19 protein-coding genes and 1 pseudogene are annotated in these 20,910 nt (G+C 73.7%); 15 read left to right on the forward strand and 5 right to left on the reverse strand.

Annotation, left to right across the window (positions count from 1 at the left end; translation table 11 throughout):
* Nucleotides 1-34 precede the first annotated feature (34 nt).
* From EV383_RS07555 to EV383_RS07585, 7 genes are all read left to right on the forward strand, one after another.
* Nucleotides 35-1,138, forward strand: coding sequence for a MinD/ParA family ATP-binding protein (locus EV383_RS07555; protein ID WP_242622958.1), 1,104 nt, complete (start codon nt 35-37; stop codon nt 1,136-1,138).
* Nucleotides 1,139-1,201: 63 nt separating this feature from the next.
* The gene (locus EV383_RS07560) at nt 1,202-1,783 is read left to right on the forward strand and encodes a YceD family protein (protein ID WP_130289243.1); all 582 of its coding nucleotides are present in this window, start codon (nt 1,202-1,204) and stop codon (nt 1,781-1,783) included.
* 57 nt (nt 1,784-1,840) lie between these two features.
* Nucleotides 1,841-2,023 (forward strand): 50S ribosomal protein L32, encoded by a 183-nt coding sequence (gene rpmF, locus EV383_RS07565; RefSeq protein ID WP_093336954.1) that lies wholly within the window; start codon nt 1,841-1,843, stop codon nt 2,021-2,023.
* Nucleotides 2,024-2,036: 13 nt separating this feature from the next.
* Nucleotides 2,037-2,825 carry a ribonuclease III gene (rnc, locus tag EV383_RS07570; protein ID WP_130289244.1) on the forward strand — a complete coding sequence of 263 codons (789 nt, stop codon included), beginning with the start codon at nt 2,037-2,039 and terminating at the stop codon, nt 2,823-2,825.
* A 15-nt stretch (nt 2,826-2,840) separates the two neighbouring features.
* A complete protein-coding gene (mutM, locus tag EV383_RS07575) occupies nt 2,841-3,734 on the forward strand; it encodes a bifunctional DNA-formamidopyrimidine glycosylase/DNA-(apurinic or apyrimidinic site) lyase (RefSeq protein WP_130289245.1) in 894 nt (297 codons plus the stop codon).
* Between the two features lie 89 nt (nt 3,735-3,823).
* A complete protein-coding gene (locus EV383_RS07580) occupies nt 3,824-4,141 on the forward strand; it encodes a PadR family transcriptional regulator (RefSeq protein ID WP_130289246.1) in 318 nt (105 codons plus the stop codon).
* Nucleotides 4,138-5,415, forward strand: a complete 1,278-nt coding sequence (locus EV383_RS07585) for a DUF1700 domain-containing protein (protein ID WP_130289247.1) — start codon at nt 4,138-4,140, stop codon at nt 5,413-5,415. Before EV383_RS07580 ends, EV383_RS07585 begins: the two co-directional genes overlap by 4 nt.
* Nucleotides 5,416-5,628: 213 nt before the next feature.
* Here EV383_RS07585 and lysA read toward each other — a convergent pair.
* From lysA to EV383_RS31060, 3 genes and pseudogenes are all read right to left on the reverse strand, one after another.
* Nucleotides 5,629-6,968: pseudogene (gene lysA / locus EV383_RS07590) on the reverse strand (diaminopimelate decarboxylase).
* 137 nt (nt 6,969-7,105) lie between these two features.
* On the reverse strand, nt 7,106-8,194 hold the full coding sequence (locus EV383_RS07595; protein ID WP_130289248.1) for a magnesium and cobalt transport protein CorA: 1,089 nt from the start codon (nt 8,192-8,194) through the stop codon (nt 7,106-7,108).
* A 53-nt stretch (nt 8,195-8,247) separates the two neighbouring features.
* Complete coding sequence (locus EV383_RS31060; protein ID WP_165438269.1) at nt 8,248-8,421, reverse strand: hypothetical protein; 174 nt, start codon at nt 8,419-8,421, stop codon at nt 8,248-8,250.
* Between the two features lie 345 nt (nt 8,422-8,766).
* Between EV383_RS31060 and kdpF the strand changes: the two genes are divergently transcribed.
* Genes kdpF through EV383_RS07615 form a run of 4 tightly spaced genes read left to right on the forward strand, consistent with a single transcriptional unit; the run spans nt 8,767 to nt 13,272 of the window.
* Complete coding sequence (kdpF, locus tag EV383_RS07600; RefSeq protein WP_242623419.1) at nt 8,767-8,853, forward strand: K(+)-transporting ATPase subunit F; 87 nt, start codon at nt 8,767-8,769, stop codon at nt 8,851-8,853.
* Nucleotides 8,853-10,541 (forward strand): potassium-transporting ATPase subunit KdpA, encoded by a 1,689-nt coding sequence (gene kdpA / locus EV383_RS07605; protein ID WP_130289249.1) that lies wholly within the window; start codon nt 8,853-8,855, stop codon nt 10,539-10,541. The genes kdpF and kdpA overlap by 1 nt, the downstream gene beginning before the upstream one ends.
* Nucleotides 10,538-12,667 (forward strand): potassium-transporting ATPase subunit KdpB, encoded by a 2,130-nt coding sequence (kdpB, locus tag EV383_RS07610; RefSeq protein ID WP_130289250.1) that lies wholly within the window; start codon nt 10,538-10,540, stop codon nt 12,665-12,667. The genes kdpA and kdpB overlap by 4 nt, the downstream gene beginning before the upstream one ends.
* On the forward strand, nt 12,667-13,272 hold the full coding sequence (locus EV383_RS07615) for a potassium-transporting ATPase subunit C (protein ID WP_207223460.1): 606 nt from the start codon (nt 12,667-12,669) through the stop codon (nt 13,270-13,272). The genes kdpB and EV383_RS07615 overlap by 1 nt, the downstream gene beginning before the upstream one ends.
* A 91-nt stretch (nt 13,273-13,363) precedes the next feature.
* On the opposite strand, the gene EV383_RS07620 is transcribed toward EV383_RS07615, so the two are convergent.
* Complete coding sequence (locus tag EV383_RS07620; protein ID WP_130289251.1) at nt 13,364-14,968, reverse strand: Na+/H+ antiporter; 1,605 nt, start codon at nt 14,966-14,968, stop codon at nt 13,364-13,366.
* Between the two features lie 95 nt (nt 14,969-15,063).
* Here EV383_RS07620 and EV383_RS07625 point away from each other — a divergent pair, with 95 nt between their 5' ends.
* The 3 genes from EV383_RS07625 to EV383_RS07635 all read left to right on the forward strand — a co-directional run bounded on the left by EV383_RS07625 (nt 15,064) and on the right by EV383_RS07635 (nt 19,650).
* Complete coding sequence (locus EV383_RS07625) at nt 15,064-17,637, forward strand: sensor histidine kinase (RefSeq protein WP_242622959.1); 2,574 nt, start codon at nt 15,064-15,066, stop codon at nt 17,635-17,637.
* Nucleotides 17,638-17,797: 160 nt separating this feature from the next.
* Entirely contained in the window at nt 17,798-18,505 is a 708-nt protein-coding gene (locus EV383_RS07630) for a response regulator (RefSeq protein WP_130289252.1), read from the forward strand.
* 227 nt (nt 18,506-18,732) lie between these two features.
* Nucleotides 18,733-19,650: a type IV toxin-antitoxin system AbiEi family antitoxin domain-containing protein gene (locus tag EV383_RS07635; protein WP_130289253.1), complete on the forward strand. Its 918-nt coding sequence runs from the start codon at nt 18,733-18,735 to the stop codon at nt 19,648-19,650.
* 22 nt (nt 19,651-19,672) lie between these two features.
* On the opposite strand, the gene EV383_RS07640 is transcribed toward EV383_RS07635, so the two are convergent.
* Nucleotides 19,673-20,512, reverse strand: a complete 840-nt coding sequence (locus tag EV383_RS07640) for a CAP domain-containing protein (RefSeq protein ID WP_242622960.1) — start codon at nt 20,510-20,512, stop codon at nt 19,673-19,675.
* 67 nt (nt 20,513-20,579) lie between these two features.
* On the opposite strand from EV383_RS07640, the gene EV383_RS07645 reads away from it, so the two are divergent.
* Nucleotides 20,580-20,870, forward strand: a complete 291-nt coding sequence (locus tag EV383_RS07645) for an acylphosphatase (RefSeq protein ID WP_130289254.1) — start codon at nt 20,580-20,582, stop codon at nt 20,868-20,870.
* Nucleotides 20,871-20,910: the final 40 nt, after the last annotated feature.

Genomic DNA, 20,910 nt, shown 5'->3' on the forward strand with positions numbered 1-20,910 from the left:
GACTCGGACGGATCCGGCGTAATACGCTGCGGCAATGGCACGGCAGGTGGAGCCGGACCCGGAGACCTGGTGGGAGCGCTACGGCCACCGGCTCGAAGGACCCCCGGTCCCGCCGAGAGCGGTGCCGGAGGAGCCCGGCCGCACGCCGGGACCCTCCGGGGCCGGCGACGCGGCGGGGAGAGGCGAGATGACGACGGCACGGCCCTCGGACGGTTCGACCGAGCTCAACGAGGACTCCGTCCTCAAGCCACGGGCCTCGCGCCCGCGCGAGGGATGGCGCCGGATGCTCTACGAGATCTCCGGCGGCCGGGTCAACCCCGGCCCGAGCGAGGCCGAGGAGACCCGCGACAAGCTGCTGGCCCGGATCCGCAGCCCGCTCGCCGGGGCGCACCGGGTGGCCGTCACCTCGATCAAGGGCGGGGTCGGCAAGACCACCGTGGCCACCTGCCTGGGCCTGACCCTGGCCGAGAACCGCGGCGACCGGGCCGTCGTGCTCGACGCGAACCCCGACGCCGGCACCCTGGCCGACCGGCTCACCGGGGACTCCCGCGTCACCGTGCGCGAGCTGCTCGACGACCTGGACCAGATCGCGTCCTGGACCGACGTCTCCCGCTACACCAGCCTGGCCGGACGGCTGCAGGTCCTGGCCTCGGAGCAGGACCCGGCCTCGGGCGACGCGTTCCGCAAGGACGAGTACGAGCGGGTCTGCGCACTGCTCGGGCGCTTCTTCAACATCATCATCACCGACTCCGGCACCGGGCTGGTGCACTCGGCGATGGAGGGCACGCTGGGCCAGGCCGACAGCCTGGTCGTGGTCGGCGCACCCACCGTGGACGGCGCCAGCCGGGCCAGCAAGACCCTCGACTGGCTCGTCGCGCACGGACACGGCGAGCTGGCCCGGGACGCGATCGTCGTGCTGTCCTGCGACCGCTCCAGCGCCGAGGTCGACGGTGGACGGATCCGCGAGCACTTCCGCAGCCGCGTGCGCGCGGTGGTGGAGGTGCCGCACGACCCGCATCTGGCGACCGGCGGTCGCGTGGACCTGTCCCGGCTGCGGCCGGCCACCGGGGACGCGTTCCTCGAGCTCGGGGCCCTGATCGCGGACGCGTTCGACGTCCGGGCCGGGCGCAGCGCCTGAGCGTTCCCGCGCGGGGCGCGCACGCGAACCCGCTCGCGCGGGACGCGTACCCTGGTGCGGGTCATGAACACGCATCACAGGAGCACCCCCCGGCTCGACGAGAACGACCCGTGGGTGTTCAGCACCCGCGAGCTCGCCCGTCGCCCCGGCACCCAGCGCATCGTCACCCGCACCGTTCCCGCCCCGACCGGTGAGCAGGCGATCGGCATCGTCGGCGTGCTCACCGTGCCCGACGGCTCCGACGTCGACCTCGACCTGAGCCTGGAGTCGGTGACCGAGGGCGTCTACGTCTCCGGCACCGTCTCCACCGAGCTGACCGGCGAGTGCTCGCGCTGCCTCGACCCGGTCGTGCTCGAGCTCGACGAGCCGATCGGCGAGCTGTTCGCGTACCCGGACTCGGTCACCGAGGAGACCACTGACGAGGACGAGGTCCCGCGCCTGGTCGACGAGCAGTTCGACCTGAGCCAGACGGTCCGGGACGCGCTGGTCACGGACCTGCCGCTGGCGCCGCTGTGCCGGCCGGACTGCCCCGGTCTCTGCGTCGGTTGCGGGGAGAAGTGGGTGGATCTCGCGCCCGACCACGGGCATGAGACACTGGATCCTCGCTGGGCGGCGCTCCGGGAGCGCCTGCCCTCCACGGACTGACCACAGTCCGGCTGGACATCCAGCTCACGTAACCGAAGTAGCTCGAGGAGATTCGCCGTGGCCGTACCCAAGCGCCGGATGTCGCGATCGAACACGCGCTCGCGCCGGTCGCAGTGGAAGGCCACTGCACCGACGCTCGTCGCCTGCTCGAACCGCGCGTGCCGGGAGCCCAAGCTCCAGCACATCGCCTGCCCCACCTGCGGCCAGTACGACGGCCGTCAGGTCACCCGTCCGGCCTGAGCACTGCTCAGCGGTGGGTGACAAGAGCATCACCGGTCCTGCACAGGACCGGACCCCTCTGCTGTCCGCGCTCGGCGTGGAGATCGGCGAGCCGATCCTCACGCTGGCGCTGACCCACCGCTCGTACGCCTACGAGAACGGTGGCCTGCCCACCAACGAGCGCCTGGAGTTCCTCGGCGACGCGGTGCTGAGCATCGTCGTCACCGAGCGGCTCTATCTCGACCACCCGGACCTGCCCGAGGGGCAGCTGGCGAAGCTCCGCGCGAGCGTCGTCAACATGCACGCGCTGGCCGGGGTCGCCGAGGAGATGCCCGGTGGGCTCGGCGCGTACCTGTACCTGGGGCGCGGCGAGGAGCTCACCGGCGGCCGGCTCAAGGCCAGCATCCTGGCCGACGCGACCGAGGCGCTGCTCGGAGCCGTCTACCTCGAGCACGGCCTCGAGGTCTCCCGTGAGCTGATCCACCGGCTGTTCGCCGGGCTGCTGCACACCGCCCCGCTGCTGGGAGCTGGCCTGGACTGGAAGACCAGCCTCCAGGAACTCACCGCCTCGGCCGGGCACGGCGTGCCGGAGTACCGGATCGACGAGGAGGGCCCGGACCACCTCAAGATGTTCACCGCCACCGCCGTCGTCGGCGGCCGTGAGCTGGGGACCGGGGTCGGGCGGACGAAGAAGGAAGCCGAGCAGAAGGCCGCGGAGCTGGCCTGGCGGGAGCTGTCGCCCGAGGGGGCCGCACCCAGCCTCGCTCCCGGTGGCGGCAGCCTCGCCCCCGGCAACGGCTCCACGCCCCCGTCCGGGCACTGAGCCCGGCCCCCTGCTGTGCCCGAACTCCCCGAGGTCGAGGTCGTCCGCCGTGGTCTCGCGGACCACGTGCTGGACCGCGTCGTCGCTCGCGTCGACGTCGGGCACCTACGTGCGGTGCGACGGCACCTGCCCGGCCCGGAGGACTTCGCGGCCCGGCTGACCGGTCGCCGGATCCACGCCGCCCGCCGTCGCGGCAAGTACCTGTGGCTGGAGCTGGCCGACCCCGGTGCGGAACCGGCGGTGGGTGACGACGCCGTGCTCGCCCACCTCGGGATGAGCGGGCAGATGCTCGTCGCCGACCCGGGCCGCCCGGACGAGACCCACCTGCGGGTCCGGATCACCTTCGACGACGACGGTCCGGAGCTGCGCTTCGTCGACCAGCGCACGTTCGGCGGGCTGTCGGTGCATCCGCTGGCCGAGGCGGCCGGTGGGGGACTGGTCCCGGAGCCGGTCGCGCACATCGCCCGCGACCCGATGGACCCCGCGTTCTCGCCCGACGACGCCGTGGCCGCGCTGCGCCGTCGCCGTACCGAGGTCAAGCGCGCGCTGCTGGACCAGACGGTCGTGTCCGGGATCGGCAACATCTACGCCGACGAGGCGCTCTGGCGCGCCCGCCTGCACGGCACCCGTCCGACCGCGGCGCTGACACGCGCGCAGGGCCGCACCGTGCTCGACGCCGCCACCGAGGTGATGGTCGAGGCGCTCGCCCAGGGCGGGACGTCGTTCGACGCGCTCTACGTCAACGTCAACGGGGCGTCGGGCTACTTCGACCGGTCCCTGAACGTCTACGGCCAGGCCGACCGTGCCTGCCGCCGCTGCGGCACGCCGATCCGGCGGGACGCGTTCATGAACCGCTCGTCGTTCACCTGCCCGCGCTGCCAGCCGAAACCGCGTACCCGGCGCTCCTGATCGGACCCCGCTCGATCCGACCCGGTACCGCCGTGTCGACACTACTGCGCATCGCGTAGTACTGTTCGTCGCGGAGAAGGGGGAACGCCGTGGACACCAGTCAGTTGCTCAAGGGTGTGCTCGACCTCGCCGTGCTCGCCGTCCTGGACCGTGCGGACGGCTACGGCTACGAGGTCGTCCGCGCGCTCCGGTCCGCGGGACTGGAGGAGGTCGGCGACGCGTCGGTGTACGGCACGCTGCGTCGCCTCTACGGGGCCGGGCTGCTCACCTCGTACGTGGTCCCGAGCGAGGAGGGCCCGCACCGCAAGTACTACGCGATCAACGAGCCGGGCCGCGCCCGGCTGAAGGAGACGACGATCCGGTGGCGCGAGTTCGCCACGACCATGGAAGGCCTGGTGAACGCGTGATCGGCACCGAGAGCAGCGGTAGCGGAACGAGCATGGGCACCGAGAGCAGCGGCAGCGGAACGAGCATGAGCACCGAGAAGACCGAGAGCATCGGGACGGGCGACGCGACGACGCGGATCCCGGACGTGACGACGTCGGAGTACCTCGACGGCCTGCGGGCGGCGTTGTCCGACCTGCCGGCCGAGGAGCTGGGCGAGATCACCGAGGACGCCCGCGGGCACCTGGCCGACCTCGCGTCCGAGCTGGGGGAGGGCTACGACCGGGCGGCGGTGCACGCCCGTCTCGGGTCCCCGGCGGAGTACGCGGCGGAGCTGCGTGCCGCGGCCGGGTTCCCGGCCCGGCCCGCGCCGTCGCAGAGCCTGTCGCGCTGGTCGGCGCGGTTCGCGGTGCTCGCGCTGCTCCTCGCGATGGTGATGGCCGGTCCGGCCGGGCTCCTGGGAGCGAGCGGGGAGGGCGCCGGTGTGCTGATCCTGGCGCTGCTCGTCTCCGGTGTCGGGGTGCTGGCGGTCCTGCGCGACGGGCCCGGGCTGCGTTCGGTCGCGGACCTGGACTCGGTCACGGCGTTGCGCCGCCGGCCGGCTCTGTGGCAGGAGGGCACGCCGTCCGGAGGGGTGACGGCGTTCCTGGCGAGCCTGCAGCCGGGCTGGTGGGTGCTGCGCGGCGTGGTCGGCGCCGGGGTGCTCGTGGTGCTGTTCGGAGGCGCGACCCGGTGGGAGGTGTGGGCCGCGGTCCTGCTCGCGCTGGTCGCGATCCCGGTCTCGGTCCTGCTCGGTGTCCGCGCGCGGGCCGACCGGCGGCTGCTCTGGCTGGTCGTGCCGCTGAACGCGTTCGCCGCCGGGGCGCTGGCCGGGGTGGTGGCCACCCTGGGCCCGGACGGCGGCGACACGTCCTCGACCACCTACCAGGTCCCGGGCCTGGTGCGGGACGGTGTCCCGGTCTCCGACGTCCGGCCGTTCGACTCGGCGGGCCGCCCGCTGTCGGGGGTGTACCTGTTCGACTCCGACGGCCGCCCGCTGACGGTCACCGACTACGGCTGCGACCCGGTGCAGGGCTCGGGCGACAGGCCGGGCCCGTACCCGCGGGGCACCACGTCGTACGACCCGGACACCGGTGCGTGCGTCTGGACCCCGCCCGCCCCGCTGGTCGTGAGCATTCCCGGCGCCACCCCGGCCCCCCGGGCGACGACGGCACCCACGACGCCGCCCGCCGCGGCGACGCCGGCGGCTCCGTCCGCGCCGACGGCCCCCGCAGCACCGTCGGCGGCGCCCCGCTGATCCACCGGGCTGATCCACCGGGCTGATCCACCGGGCTAGTTCACCGGACCGATCAACCGGGCTGAACCACCGGCCCGCCGGCCTCGGCCGGCCGCCGGACCGAGGGCCGGGCACGACCGGGGAGCCGTGCCCGGCCCGTTCGCGGCGGTGCCCACCCCGCCGCGGTCGTGCGCGGACACCGTCGCCCCAGCAGCGATGTCCGCGCACGGGGTGTCAGCCGACGTCGCGGCGCAGAAGGTCCTCGGGGGTCTCGCGACGCAGGATCGGCATCGCCGCACCGGCGGCGACGGCGACCACCGCGGCCCGTCCGACCTGGTTGTAGGTCGAGGCCATCGACGCCTGGTAGGCGCCGCTGACCGGCAGGGCCAGCAGGTCCCCGGCGACGACGTCGGAGGGCAGGAGCACGTCGGTGGCGATCACGTCGGTGGACTCGCAGTGCCGCCCGACCACGCTGACCCGCTCCGGTGCCGCCTTCGTCGCCCGCCCGAGCAGGCGCACGGGGTAGCGGGCGCCGTAGAGCGCGGGACGCGGGTTGTCGCTCATCCCGCCGTCGACGGCCACGAACGTCCGTCCCTCGATGCGCTTGACCGCGCCCACCCGGTACACCGTGACCCCGGCCCGGGCGACGATCGCCCGGCCGGGCTCGATCGTCAGCCGCGGCACCGGGACGTCGTAGGCGCGGCAGCTGCGCACGACCGCCCCGCGGATCGCGCGGCCGAACGCGGCCGGGTCCGTCGACGGCGCGCCCTCGGTGTAGCCGACGGCGTGCCCGCCGCCCAGGTCGAGCTGGCCCAGGACGACGCCCTGCTCGTGCGCGACCGAGGCCAGGAGCCCGATCACCCGGACCGCCGCCGACTCGAAGCGCGCGATCGAGGTGACCTGCGAGCCGATGTGGCAGTGCAGGCCGACGAGCTCGAGCTCCGGGCGGGCGAGGATCGCCCGGACCGCCGCCGACGCCTCGCCGGTCGCGATCGGCAGGCCGAACTTGCTGGTGTGGGTGCCGGTGGTGAGGCCGGGGTGGGTGCGGGCGTCGACGTCGGGGGTGACGCGCAGCAGCACCTGCTGGCGGTGCGGGACCAGCGCGGCGAGGCGGTCGATCTCGTCCGGGGAGTCGATCACGATCCGGCCCACGCGGGCGTCGAGGGCGGCCTTGAGGTCGTCGTCGGTCTTGACGTTGCCGTGCAGCAGGATCCGCTCGCCGGGGACGCCGGCTGCGGCCGCGGTGGCCACCTCGCCGCCGGAGCAGGCGTCGATCGAGAGGCCCTCTCCTGGACCACCGTGCGGGCCATCGCCCGGCACAGGAACGCCTTGGCCGCGTAGGCGATCTCGGCGTCGGGGAGCGCCTCGCGGTAGGCGCGGCAGCGGGCCCGGACGTCGGCGGTGTCGAGCACGATCAGCGGGGTGGCGAAGCGTCCGGCCAGCTCGGTGAGGTCGGCACCCCCCACGGTCATGGCTCCGTCGCAGGTGGCGGTGGCGGTGAGCGGCCAGAGGCCCGGCTCGAGCCGGGCGGCGAGGGTGGGGCGCAACGACGGGACGAGGTCGGCGAGCGTCACCGGAACTCCTTGAGCGTGTCGGGCGCCCGGGATGGACGCCGTCCGCTCTCAGGTATGCGCTCCCGAGATCGTCGGGGCGAGGGATGCGACGCGACGTTGACACCCGCGCCCGCCGGCCCTGACGACTCCCTGATGCGCTACAGCCAGCCCTTGCGCTTGAACGCCAGGAACAGGCCCAGGGCGAGCAGCAGCATCAGCCCGATCGCGAACGGGTAGCCCAGCGGCCACTTGAGCTCCGGCATGGCCTCGAAGTTCATGCCGTAGATGCCCGCGATCAGGGTCGGGGCGAACAGGATGGCGGCCCACGAGGAGACCTTCTTCATCTGCTCGTTCTGCTGGAAGCCGGCCTCGGTCAGACGGGTCATCTCCTCGTTCTGGCGCTGGGCGACCAGCGTGGAGTTGACGGTGAGGATGTTGGTCAGCAGCTGGCGGAAGCCCTCGGTGCGCTCCAGGACCCGGGTCGCGTGGTCGATCACGTCGCGCATGAGGCGCTTGAGCTCCAGGTCGGTGGCGTCCCCGCCCTTGCCGAACCGGTTGCGCAGCTCACCGAAGATCTCCTGCAGCGGCTGCACGGCGCGCTGGAAGGCGATCACCTCGCGGGTCAGCTGGTAGATCCGCCGGGAGACCCCGGGATCCCCGCCGAAGACCTGGACCTCGATCTCGTCGATGTCGTCCTGCAGGCCGTCGAGGACGGGTGCGTAGTCGTCGACGACCTTGTCCAGCACCGCGTAGAGCACGGCGAACGGGCCGTGCGCGAGCAGCTCCGGGTCGTCCTCCAGACGCTGGCGGACCTCGCCCAGGTCGGGCTCCACCGCGTGCCGCACCGTGATGACGAAGTCCGGGCCGAGGAACAGGTGCACCTCGCCGATCTGCACGACCTCGTCGCTGTCGACGTAGCGGGCCGGTCGCAGCACGACGAACTCGGTGTCGCCGTAACGCTCGAGCTTGGGTCGCTGGTGGGCGTTGACGGTGTCCTCGACGGCGAGCGAGTGCAGCCCGAACTCGTGGGCGACGGCCTGCAGCTCCTCCTCGCTCGGGCTCAGCATGCCGATCCAGCAGAAGCACTGCTCGAGGCGGGTGTCGGCGGATCCGTTCGAGGCGGCCTGGTCGGCCCGGTGCGCGCAGTCCTGCTGGCACTCGCGCAGCGACTCCAGGGCCTGGTCGACGGCCGGGGGGTCGGCCTTGCGGTGGCCGTCGATGTAGACGGCGTTGTCGATCACCGACATCGTTGTGCTCCTTCCGCTGCGCCCGCGGCCGCAGCGGTGTCCGCGGCGGCCGGTCAGGGGTTGCCCGCGACCCGGCGGCCGATCGTCACGGCGACGGTGTCATGGCGTGGACGGGCCCGCACGGCAGCGTAGTCGCGCCGCCGTGCCCGGGCCGCCCGGACGGCCCCTCCCGCCGGCCCCGCGGCGAGGACGACGCCCGGCGCGAGCGCGTCGGCGGGGGTGAGCACGGCCGACAGGGTGGCCGGACGCCGTCCGGGCGGACGGGTCTCTGACGCCGTCCTGGCGCGGCCGGCCGGGCTGTTGACGCGGCCCTGACCCCGGACGCACCTGATCGTGTCCGGTGACCGCCCTCACCGGGCGTCAACGACGCGTCAAGAACGGGACCCGAGATCGTCAAGCCGCCGTAGCGGGACGAGGGGCCGCCGCCACGGCGCGCGCACGCTTCGTCGGCTCCCCCGGAGGTACCGGTCGGGAGGGTTCGAGGAGTCGTCCGTGGCCGATCTGGCTTACCTGTTGCTGCTGATCGCCGCCTTCGCGGTGTTTGCATCCCTGCTGCGCGGGCTGGACGAGCTGTGATCGCGAACGTCGTCGGCGGGCTGCTCGCCCTGGCCCTGCTCGTGTACCTGGTGATCGCCCTGCTGCGCCCGGAGCGGTTCTGATGACCCCGACCGTGGCCGGCCTGCTCCAGGCCGGCGTCCTCGTCGTGGCCCTGGCCCTGGTCTACAAGCCGCTCGGCGGCTGGATGGCCCGGGTCTACACCTCGGAGCAGCACTGGCGGGTGGAGCGGCTGCTCTACCGCGTCGTGCGGGTGGACCCGGACAGCTCGCAGCGCTGGACGACCTACGCCGCCGGTGTGCTGGGCTTCTCCTTCGTCTCGATCGCGGCGCTCTACCTGATGCAGCGCCTGCAGGCGCTGCTGCCGCTCGGGTTCGGGCGCGGGACCGACGGCGCGACGTCGGTGTCCCCGGCGATGGCGTTCAACACCGCCGTGTCGTTCGTGACGAACACGAACTGGCAGTCCTACGTCCCGGAGACCGTCCTCGGCCACACCGTGCAGATGGCCGGGCTGACGGTGCAGAACATCGTCTCGGCCGCGGTCGGGATGGCGGTCGCGATCGCGCTGGTCCGTGGCTTCGCCCATGCGGGCACGGGAGACACCGAGGGCCGTCTCGGGAACTTCTGGGTCGACCTCACCCGCGGCGTCACCCGGATCCTGCTGCCGATCGCCGCCGTCGCGGCGGTCGTGCTCGTCGGCGCCGGCGTGGTGATGTCGCTGCGCTCCGGGGTCACCGTGACCGGGGTCGACGGCGCGCAGCACACCCTGCCGCTGGCCCCGGCCGCGTCGCAGGAGTCGGTGAAGCTGCTCGGCACGAACGGCGGCGGCATCTTCAACGCCAACTCCGCGCACCCGTTCGAGTCGCCGAACGCGCTGTCCAACATCATCGAGATCTTCCTGCTGCTCGTCATCCCGGTCGCGCTGACCCGCACGTTCGGCGTGATGGTCGGCAACCGGCGCCAGGGCCACGTCCTGGTCGCGGTGATGGGCGGGATCTGGGCCGTGTTCGTCGTCCTGACCTGGCTGGCCGAGTCGTTCCCGAACGGCCCGGCGGCGCTCGCCGCGGGCGGGGCGATGGAGGGCAAGGAACTCCGGTTCGGGCTCCCCGGCTCGGCGCTGTTCGCGGTGTCGACGACCGGCACCTCGACCGGCGCGGTCAACGCCGCGCACGACAGCCTCTCCGGCGCCGGCGGCGGGATCGCCCTGCTGAACATGCTGCTCGGCGAGGTCGCGCCCGGCGGGGTCGGGGCCGGGCTCTACGGGATCCTGGTGCTGGCGATCATCGCCGTCTTCCTGGCCGGGCTGATGGTCGGGCGCACCCCGGAGTACCTGGGCAAGAAGCTCGGGCGCGAGCAGGTCACGTACGCGGCGATCTCCATCCTGGTGATGCCGGCGCTGGTCCTGCTCGGCGCGGGGCTCGCGATCGCGCTGCCCGGCACCGCCGACGCGCTCAACAACGACGGCGCGCACGGCTTCTCCGAGGTGCTCTACGCCTACGCCTCGGCCGCGAACAACAACGGCAGCGCGTTCGCCGGAATCACCGTCACCAGCGACTTCTTCCAGGCGAGCCTGGGCATCGCGATGCTGTTCGGCCGGTTCGTGCCGATCCTCGCCGTGCTGGGCCTGGCCGGGTCGCTGGCACGCCAGCGCCGGATCGAACCGGGCGCCGGGACGCTGCCGACCGACGGTCCGCTGTTCGCGACGCTCGTCGGCGGCACGGTCCTGCTGGTCGCGGCGCTGACTTTCTTCCCGGCGATGGCCCTGGGCCCGATCGCCGAGGCGCTGTCATGACCCCCTCTGGCACGAGCGCCCCCACCCGGAACAGAAAGGGAACAGACGTGGTGAGCACCGAGGTACGCGAGGCGGCGCCGGCCGAAGCCGCGCCCGCGGCCGTCGCCGCCGGGGCGTTCAGCCCGGGCCAGCTCGTCGCCTCGCTGCCGGACGCCCTGCGCAAGCTCGACCCGCGGGCTCAGCTGTCGAACCCGGTGATGTTCGTGGTCTGGGTCGGGTCGGTGCTGGTCACCGTCCTGGCGGTCCTGGACCCGAGCGTGTTCGCGGTGCTGATCGCGATCTGGCTGTGGTTCACGGTCGTCTTCGCGAACCTGGCCGAGGCCGTCGCCGAGGGGCGCGGCAAGGCCCAGGCGGAGTCGCTGCGCCGGACGAAGCGGGAGACCACCGCCCGGCGCCTCGCGTCGGACGGAGGAGAGGAGGAGGTCCCCGGTACGGCGCTGACGATCGGCGACCTCGTCGTCGTCGAGGCGAACGAGACGATCCCCGGAGACGGCGACGTCGTCGAGGGCATCGCGACCGTCGACGAGTCGGCGATCACCGGGGAGTCCGCGCCCGTGATCCGGGAGGCCGGCGGCGACCGCAGCTCGGTCACCGGCGGCACCACGGTGCTCTCCGACCGGATCGTCGTGCGGATCACGACGAAGCCGGGGGAGTCGTTCGTCGACCGGATGATCGCCCTCGTCGAGGGCGCCGCCCGGCAGAAGACGCCGAACGAGATCGCGCTGACGGTGCTGCTGTCGGTCCTGACGATCATCTTCCTGCTGGCCGTCGTCGCGATCTCGCCGATGAGCGCCTACGCCGGCTCACAGGTGTCGCTGACCGTGCTGACCGCGCTGCTGGTCTGCCTGATCCCGACCACGATCGGCGCGCTGCTGTCCGCGATCGGCATCGCCGGGATGGACCGGCTGGTGCAGCGCAACGTGCTCGCGACGTCCGGGCGCGCCGTCGAGGCCGCCGGGGACATCGACACGCTGCTGTTGGACAAGACCGGCACCATCACCTTCGGCAACCGGCAGGCCACCGAGCTGCTCACCGTCGGCGACACGACGCCCGAGGACCTCGCGGCCGCGGCCCGGCTGTCCAGCCTCGCCGACCAGACGCCGGAGGGCCGCAGCGTCGTCGCGCTCTGCGCGTCGGCGTACGGGCTTCCCGCCGAGGCGGACGCCTCCGAGGCAGTGGCGGAGTTCGTGCCGTTCACGGCGCAGACCCGGATGTCGGGCATGGACCTCTCCGGCCGGGTGGTCCGTAAGGGCGCCGCGCAATCGGTGCTGGCGTGGGCGCAGGCGTCCGACCGGGCGGAGGTGGTCCGGCTCGTCGAGGAGATCTCCGACGACGGCGGCACGCCGCTGGTCGTCGCCTCCGCCCGCACCGCCGACGGCGACGGCGCGCGGGTGCTCGGCGTCATCCGGCTCTCCGACGTCGTCAAGCCCGGCATGCGGGAGCGCTTCGCGGAGCTGCGCGCGATGGGCATCCGCACGGTGATGATCACCGGTGACAACCCGCGCACGGCCCGGGCGATCGCCGCCGACGCCGGCGTGGACGACCACCTGGCCGAGGCCACGCCCGAGGACAAGATGGCGTTGATCAAGAAGGAGCAGGAGGGCGGCCGTCTGGTCGCGATGACCGGCGACGGCACCAACGACGCTCCCGCGCTGGCCCAGGCGGACGTCGGGGTCGCGATGAACACCGGGACGGCCGCGGCCAAGGAGGCCGGCAACATGGTCGACCTCGACTCGGACCCGACGAAGCTGATCGAGATCGTCGAGATCGGCAAGCAGCTGCTGATCACCCGGGGCGCGCTGACCACGTTCTCGGTGGCCAACGACCTGGCAAAGTACTTCGCGATCCTGCCCGCGATGTTCCTGGCGCTCTACCCCTCGCTCGGCGCGCTGAACGTCATGGCGCTCGCGACGCCGCAGTCGGCGATCCTCTCGGCGGTCATCTTCAACGCGCTGGTGATCGTCGCGCTGATCCCGCTGGCGCTGCGCGGCGTGCGCTACCGGCCGTCGTCCGCGGCGCATCTTCTGCGCCGCAACCTGCTGATCTACGGGCTCGGCGGCGTGGTGACCCCGTTCGTCGGGATCTTCCTCATCGACCTGCTCGTCCGACTCATCCCGGGGATCTGATGCTGACCACACTGCGCCGGCAGACCGCGACCGGTCTGCGCGTCCTGATCGTGATGACCGTGCTGTGCGGCGTCGCCTACCCGCTCGCGATCTGGGCGGTGTCCCGGGTCCCCGGGCTGTCCGGGCACGCCGAGGGGTCGGTCGTCGCCGGGGGAGCGGGGTCGTCGCTGATCGGGGTGGACCCGGTCGCGGCGGACCCGGCCGCCGACCCCTACTTCCACACCCGCGCCTCGGCGTCGTCGGAGGACGTGCTGGGGCCGGCGGACACGTCGACGTCGGGGGCGTCGAACCTCGGGGCGTTCTCGGAGAAGCTGGGCGAGCAGGTGGCCCAGCGCCGGACGCTGATCGCCGGCCGGGAGGGCGTCGAGCCGTCCGCGGTGCCGGTCGACGCCGTCACCGCGTCGGCGTCCGGGCTGGACCCGGACATCAGCCCGGCCTACGCCGCGCTGCAGACCGCGCGCGTGGCGCGGGTGACCGGACTGCCGGTGGAGCGTGTGCGGGCCCTGGTCGACGGTGCGACCGACGGCCGGATGCTCGGGTTCCTCGGTGATCCGACGGTGAACGTCACCGAGCTGAACCTGGCCGTCCGGGACGCGCGTGGCTGACCGCACGGGCCGGTCCGCGGTGATCACCGCGCCGGGAGCGGACGCGACCTCCCGGGTCGGTCCCGCTCCCGCCGCGGCGATCACGCGCGCGTCACTCGACGTCGGCGGCGCCGGCCAGGCGGACCTCCTCGGCGTCGAGACCCGCCTGGACCCGGCGCAGCACGATGTCGTCGATCTTCCCGGCGTCGCGCAGGGCGACCACGGCGGCGCGCTTGTCGGCCAGGAGCGCGGCGCGCAGCCGCTGGTAGTCCTCCCGCTCGACCCGCTCCGGGGTGGGGGTGTCGTCGACGCCGGGCCCGGACGGATCGGTCAGGTCGTGCAGGTGGTCCTCGTAGTCGGCGCGGACCCGGGCCGCGGCCTCGTCGACGATGTCGAGCCGGGCCGCGGTCTGGGGCAGCGCGGCCAGGCCCGCCTCGGTGGCGACCCGGTGCGCCAGCGCCTCCTCGGCGGCCTCGGCGGTGTCCACCGGGAGCCGGGCGAAGCGCAGTACCGCGGGCAGGGTCAGGCCCTGGACGAGCAACGTCACCGCGATGACCCCGAACGTGACGACGATGATCAGGTCCCGTCCGGGGAACGGGGTGCCGTCGACGAGCACGGTCGGCACGGCCAGGGCCGCGGCCAGCGACACCCCGCCTCGGAATCCCGCCCAGGAGTTGGCCAGGCGCTGCCGGGCACCGACGCGTCGCAGGCGTTGCGCGGGCCGGCGGTCGAGGGCCCGGATCAGGTACGGCGTGGTGTTGGACCACAGCAGCCGGGTGCCGATCACCGCGAGCGCGACGAGCAGGGCGTCGAACAGTCCCTCGGCCAGCGAGTAGGACTCGAGCGCTCCGAGTGCGCTGCGCAGCTGCATCCCGACCAGGACGAACAAGGTGCCGTTGAGCAGGAACGTCGTGAGCTGCCAGAACGCGCGGGCCTGCAGCCGGGTCCGGGCCGAGACGGTGCGCGGCCCGACCTGGCTCAGCGCCAGCCCGCACACGACCACGGCCAGCACCCCGGAGGCGTGCACCTCCTCGGCCAGCAGGAACGCCGCGAACGGAGTCAGGATGCTGATCCCGTTCTCCAGCAGCGTGTCCTTCGCGATCCGTCGTGCGTGCCCGGCGAGCCAGGCCACTCCCAGGCCGGCCAGCGCGCCGCCGATATACGAGAGCCCGAACTGCCCCAGTGCCGAGGGCCAGCTGAAGGCCTGCTCGCCGGTGGCCACCGACACCGCGATCGCGAACACGACCAGCGCCGTGCCGTCGTTGATCAGCGACTCCGCGCGCAGTGTGGTCAGCGTCCGCCGCGGCATCCCCTTGGCGACGGCGGCGACGGCCGTCGCGTCGGTGGGCGCGACGACCGCGCCCAGCACCCAGGCCACCGGCCAGGACAGGCCCAGCGCGTGCCCGACGACGGCCACCACACCGGCCGTCACCAGCACGAGCACCACCGACGACAGCACGACGACGCGCAGGTTGGCGCGGATCTCGCGCAGCGAGGTGGTCAGCGACTCCCAGTAGAGCAGCGCGGGGAGGAACAGCAGCAACACGACCTCCGGCGGCAGCGTCACCTCCGACGTCCACGGCACGAAGGCCAGCGGTACCCCGCCGAGCAGCAGCACGATCGGCGCGGGCACGTTCAGCCACTTCGCCACCCTGCTCAGGACGATCACCGCCAGCAGGACCACGACCAGAACCTGCAGCACGTGTGCGTCCTGCACCGGCCCACCCCTCCTCTCCACCCGTCCGGGCGACGGCCCATCGTGCTCCCGCACGCCGCCGTCGACAAGCGCGTTCGGGAACGGACAATGAGGTGGTGACCAAGCGGGGTGAGCTGCGGATCCACCTGGGGGCCGCCCCCGGGGTGGGCAAGACGTTCGCGATGCTCGGGGAGGCGCGGCGGCGTCTGGACCGCGGCACCGACGTCGTCGTCGGGGTCGTGGAGACGCACGGCCGGGAGAAGACGGCCGGGCTGCTCGACGGGCTCGAGGTGGTCCCGCGGCGCCGGGTGCCGCACGGCGCGACCGAGCTGGAGGAGCTGGACCTGGACGCGGTGCTGGTGCGCAGGCCGGAGGTCGCGCTCGTCGACGAGCTGGCGCACACCAACGCGCCCGGCTCACGGAACGCGAAGCGCTGGCAGGACGTGGAGGAGCTGCTCGACGCCGGCATCGACGTCATCTCCACGGTGAACGTGCAGCACCTGGAGTCCCTCGGCGACGTGGTGCACACGATCACCGGCGTGCGGCAGCGGGAGACCGTCCCGGACGAGGTGGTGCGCCGGGCCGAGCAGCTCGAGCTCGTCGACATCACCCCGGAGGCGCTGCGCCGCCGTCTCGCGCACGGCAACGTCTACGCCGCGGAGAAGGTCGACGCGGCGCTGGCCAACTACTTCCAGGTGCCGAACCTGATCGCGCTGCGCGAGCTTGCGCTGCTGTGGGTGGCCGACGAGGTCGACGTCGCCCTGCGCCGGCACCGCACCGACAAGAAGATCACCGACGTCTGGGAGACGCGGGAACGCGTCGTCGTCGCGCTGACCGGCGGGCCGGAGTCCGAGACCGTGCTGCGACGGGCCGCGCGGATCGCGAAACGGGCCGGTCAGGCCGACCTGCTGGCCGTGCACGTGCTGCGCGGCGACGGCCTCGCCGGGGCCCCGGTCGGGGCGACGATGGCGCTGCGCCGCCTCGCCGACGACGTCGGTGCCACGTTCCACACCGCGGTCGGCGACGGCGGCGCGGACGCCGTCACCACCGCACTGCTCGACTTCGCCCGCGCGGTGAACGCGACCCAGCTGGTCCTCGGCACCTCGCGGCGCTCACGCCTGGCGCGGCTGTTCGACCCCGGGATCGGCGCGCGGGTGGTGCAGGAGTCCGGGCCGATCGACGTGCACATGGTCACCCACGACGCGGCCGGGCGGGCGTTGCGTCTGCCCGCCCTGCGCGGGGGTCTGTCCGGGTCGCGGCAGGCCGCCGGATGGGTGCTGGCCGTGCTCGCCCCGGCGGTGGCCACGCTGCTCGGGGTGGCGCTGCGCGACGTGATCGGGCTGTCCACCGACGTGGTGCTGTTCTTCCTGGCCGCGGTCGTCGTCGCGGCGGTCGGGGGACTGGGCCCGGCGCTGCTGACGGTGCTGCTCGGCGGGTTCGCGCTGAACTTCTTCCTCACCCCACCGCTGTACTCCCTGACCATCGCGGCGACCGAGAACGTGATCACCGTGGTGGTGATGCTGGGCGTCGCGGTGCTGGTCGCGCTCGTGGTGGACCGGGCCGCGCGACGGGCCGAGCAGGCCGCCCGGGCACGGGCCGAGGCGGCGCTGCTGGCGTCGTTCGCGCGCACGGTGCTGACCCGCACCGATCCGCTTCCGAGGCTCCTGGAGAAGGTCCGCGAGGCGTTCGGGCTGCGGTGCGCGGCGCTGCTGGAACGGGCCTCCGACGGGGACGCGGACGGCCTGGGCGCCTCCTCCGACGGGCACCGCGGCTGGAGGCAGGTCGCGGTCTCCGGACCTCCGGAGTGCGCCCGGCCCGACCAGGCCGACGTCGACGTCGAGATGGAACCGGGCCTGCACCTGGTCGGCACCGGGCGGTCGCTGCCCGCCGCGGACCGGCGGCTGCTGGAGACGGTCGGCGGGCAGGCGCTGCTCGCGTTGCGCAGCCAGCGCGCCGCGGCCGACGCCGAGTCCGCGCGGCGCCGCGCCGAGGTGAACGAGACCCGCGGCGCGCTGCTCTCGGCGGTCGGGCACGATCTGCGCAGCCCGCTGACCTCGATCAAGGCCTCTGTGGGGACCTTGCGCGACCCGCTGCTGCGGCTGTCGGGCACCGACCGGGCCGACCTGCTGGCCGGGATGGAGGAGTCCGCGGACCGGCTGACCGGGCTGGTGGACAACCTGCTGGACTCCTCGCGTCTCGCGGCCGGCGCGGTGCACCCGCTGCTCGCGCCGGTCGGGTACGACGAGGTCGCGTTGCGGGCGCTGGTGGGGATCGAGGACGCCGCCCGGGTGACGATGGAGATCGACGAGGAGCTCCCCGACGTCGTCGCCGACGTGGGGCTGCTGGAACGGGTGGTGGCCAACGTGGTGGACAACGCGCTGCGGCACGGGGCCGGTGCGCCGGTCGCGCTGCGCGCCAGCGCCCACGCCGACCGGGTCGAGCTGCGGGTCGTCGACCGTGGTCCGGGTGTGCCGCGCCACTCCCGCGACGGCCTGTTCGCCGCGTTCCAGCGCCTCGGCGACCGGGACGCCACCCCGGGTGTCGGGCTCGGCCTGTCGGTCGCCCGCGGGCTGACCGCCGTCATGGGCGGGACGCTGTCGGCGGAGGACACCCCCGGCGGTGGACTGACCGTCGTGGTGTCCATGCCCTCGGCCGGAGCGCCGGTCGCCGAGCCGGAGGTGATCGGGTGATCGGGCCCTCCAGCACCACCCGGCCCACTGCCGCCGGGCTTGTCACTACTCGGCCTGCCACTGCCCGGCCTGCTGCTGCCGGGTCTGCCGTCGCTGCGCCTGCTACCCCGGGGCCGGGCGACGCAGCGCGGTCCGATGTCGTGCGGCCGGGGGTGCGCTCATGAGCGGGACGCCGGCCGGGGCCGGGACGCGGGTACTCGTCGTCGACGACGACCCGCAGATCCTGCGCGCCCTGCGGATCAACCTGACCGCACACGGCTACACCGTGCTCGTCGCCGCGGACGGCGCATCGGCGCTGCGGACGGCGGCCGACGGGCACCCGGAGGTCGTGGTGCTCGACCTAGGCCTGCCCGACCTCGACGGCACCGACGTGATCGAGGGCCTGCGCGGCTGGACACCCGTCCCGATCCTGGTCCTGTCGGCCCGCACCGACGCCACCGACAAGGTCCGCGCGCTCGACGCCGGTGCCGACGACTACGTCACCAAGCCGTTCGGGATGGCCGAGCTGCTGGCCCGCCTGCGCGCCGCCGTCCGACGGGCCGCGGTGTCCTCCGTCGACGGCGAGGCGGTGATCTCGACGCCCGACTTCACCGTCGACCTGGCCGCCAAGACCGTGGCCCTGGCCGACGGTTCCGAGGTGCACCTGACCCCGACCGAGTGGGGCATCCTCGAGCTGCTGGTCCGCCACCGCGGCAAGCTCGTCGGGCAGCGCCAGCTCCTGCGCGAGGTGTGGGGCCCGTCGTACGGCTCGGAGACCAACTACCTGCGCGTCTATCTGGCGCAACTGCGCCGCAAGCTGGAGCCGTCGCCGTCGCGGCCCAAGTACCTGATCACCGAGGCCGGGATGGGCTACCGCTTCGACGGCTGAGCCCCTCCCGGACTTCAAGATCGCGGTGATGGCAGCGGAACGCGTCGCTTCCGGTGCGCTTCACTGCCACGACCGCGATCATGAGGGGCCGTGGCCGCAGATCGCGATCGGCACTCACGGTTCGGCACTCACCGTGCGGGTGCTGACGGAGCGGGGCTGACGGTGCGGGTGCGAACGGTTCGGGCCGATCGGGCTCGGCGCTCCGCCCCGGCCGTCACGCTGCGCAAATGTCGATCGATGACGTGTTGCGCGACCAGGACGGGGTGATCAACCGCCGCCAGGCGCTCGCCTGCGGGATGTCGGCCTCGACGGTCCGGCGGCGCCTCGCGAGCGGGGCCTGGACGGAGCTGCTGCCCGGTGTCTTCCTGGCCGGCGGGCACGTGCTCGGTGACCGGGCCCGGGTACGGGCGGCCTGGCTGTGGTGCGGGCCGTGGTCGGTGGTCACCGGCCTGGCCGCGGGCTTCTGGCTCGGCCTGGTCGGGCGGGCACCGGAGACGGTCGAGGTGACGGTGCCGCGCACGGTCACCCGCCGCTCGCGATCCGGGGTGCGGGTGCGGCGCCGCGATCTGGCGCCGGTCGACCGGGCACGGCTGGACGGGGTCGTCGTCGGCGCCGTCGCGGCCACGGTGCTCGAGACCGCGGCCGCCGTCCCGGACGGTGCCGCCGTCCTCGACCGGGCACTGCAGCAGCGACGGGTCCGCTTCTCGGACCTGTACCAGGCCTACTGCCGGATGCTGGGCTGCCCCGGTACGGCGCGGGCGGGAACGTTGCTGGTGGGGGCGGCCGATCGGGCGGACTCGGCACTGGAACGCAGGCTGGTCACCGCACTGAGACGGGCCGGGGTGACCGGGTTCGTCCTCGGCCACCGGTTCGACGGCCGGCCGATCGACCTGGCGTTCCCCGAGGTGCGGCTCGCCGTGGAGGTGGACGGCTGGGCCTGGCATGTCGACCCGGCCCGGTTCACCGCCGACCGGGCCAAGGGCAACGCTCTGATCGCCGCCGGGTGGTTGCTGCTCCGGTTCACCTGGGCGGAGATCACCGATCGCCCGGACCGGGTCGTCGGGCAGATCGTCGCCGCCCTACAAGATCGGCGTGCCGGCAGCGGAACGCACCACATCCGGCGCGATCCGCTGCCGGGACGCTGATCATGGCGCGGACCGAGCCGGGTCAGCGGCCGAAGTCCTGGGTCCAGTAGTCGGCGTCGCCGGCCAGGCCGATGCCGATCGTGGTCAGGCTGCAGTCCTCGATGTTCTTGCGGTGGCCGGGGGAGTCCATCCAGGCCTGCACGACCGACGCGGCGTCGGGCTGGCCCTGGGCGATGTTCTCCGCGCCGGGAGACGGGTAGCCGGCCGCGGAGAGGCGGTCGACGAACGAGCGGCCGTCCCGGCTGTCGTGGGAGAAGTAGCCGGCCGAGGCCATGTCCTCGCTGTGGCGTTGGGCCGCGGCGGTGATCCGCGGGTCGATCCGCAGGGCGCCGCACCCGGCGTCGGCGCGACGGTCGTTGGTCAGCGCGACGACCTCCGCCTCCGGGCCGGACGGTGCGGGCGCGGCCTCGTCGGTCTCCTCGGCCGCGACCGGGGAGCCCGTGTTCGGGGAGCCGGTGTCGGACGTCTCCGCCGCGACGGGCTCCACCGCCGGTTCCTCGACGACGGCCAGCGCGAGGGCGGCCAGCGCGTCGGAGGCGGGGGCGCCGGGAGCGAACGGGCCGACCGAGCCGGGGCGCGGGATCGCCGGTGCGGTGGCCTCCGTGGCCCCGCCGGCCGGGGCGCCGGATGGGCCGATGCCGGTCGGCCCGGTGCCGGTCGTCCCCGCCCCCGGGACGCCGGTGCCGGGGAAGGAGGCCGCGCCGGGGGACGAGGCCGCGCCGGGGGAGGCGGCGGTGGAATCGGCGGCCGGGACCAGGGCGGCGGTGGCCGTCGCGGGATCGTCTCCCGCGGGGAGAAGTGCAGGGGCGGACAACAGTGCGGCCAGCGCGAGGGTCGAGCCGACTACTACTCCGGTGAGCACGGTGCGTGCTCCCGGACGAACCTGGGGCGTTCGTCGTCGAGTCACGGTCGGGTAACGTAACAGCACTGTGAGTAGCAACGATGATGCGACCGTTCGGCTCAACGCGTGGGTCCAGGGGACGGTACAAGGTGTGGGTTTCCGCTGGTGGACGCGATCGCGGGCGTTGGAGCTGGGGTTGGTCGGGCAGGCCCGGAACCTGTCCGACGGCCGTGTCGCCGTGATCGCGGAGGGTGATCGTCAGGCCTGTGACCGGCTGGTGGAGCTCCTGAACGGCGGCGGCACCCCGGGCCGGGTCGACGACGTCGCCGTCCAGTGGGGCGAGGCCACCGGCGCGTTCCACGGGTTCGTCGAGGCTTGAGCGGGGCCGGCCGCGGGATCCTGGCGCCCCGGGTTCTGTG

It is taken from the genome of Pseudonocardia sediminis, from assembly GCF_004217185.1.
Lineage (GTDB): Bacteria > Actinomycetota > Actinomycetes > Mycobacteriales > Pseudonocardiaceae > Pseudonocardia > Pseudonocardia sediminis.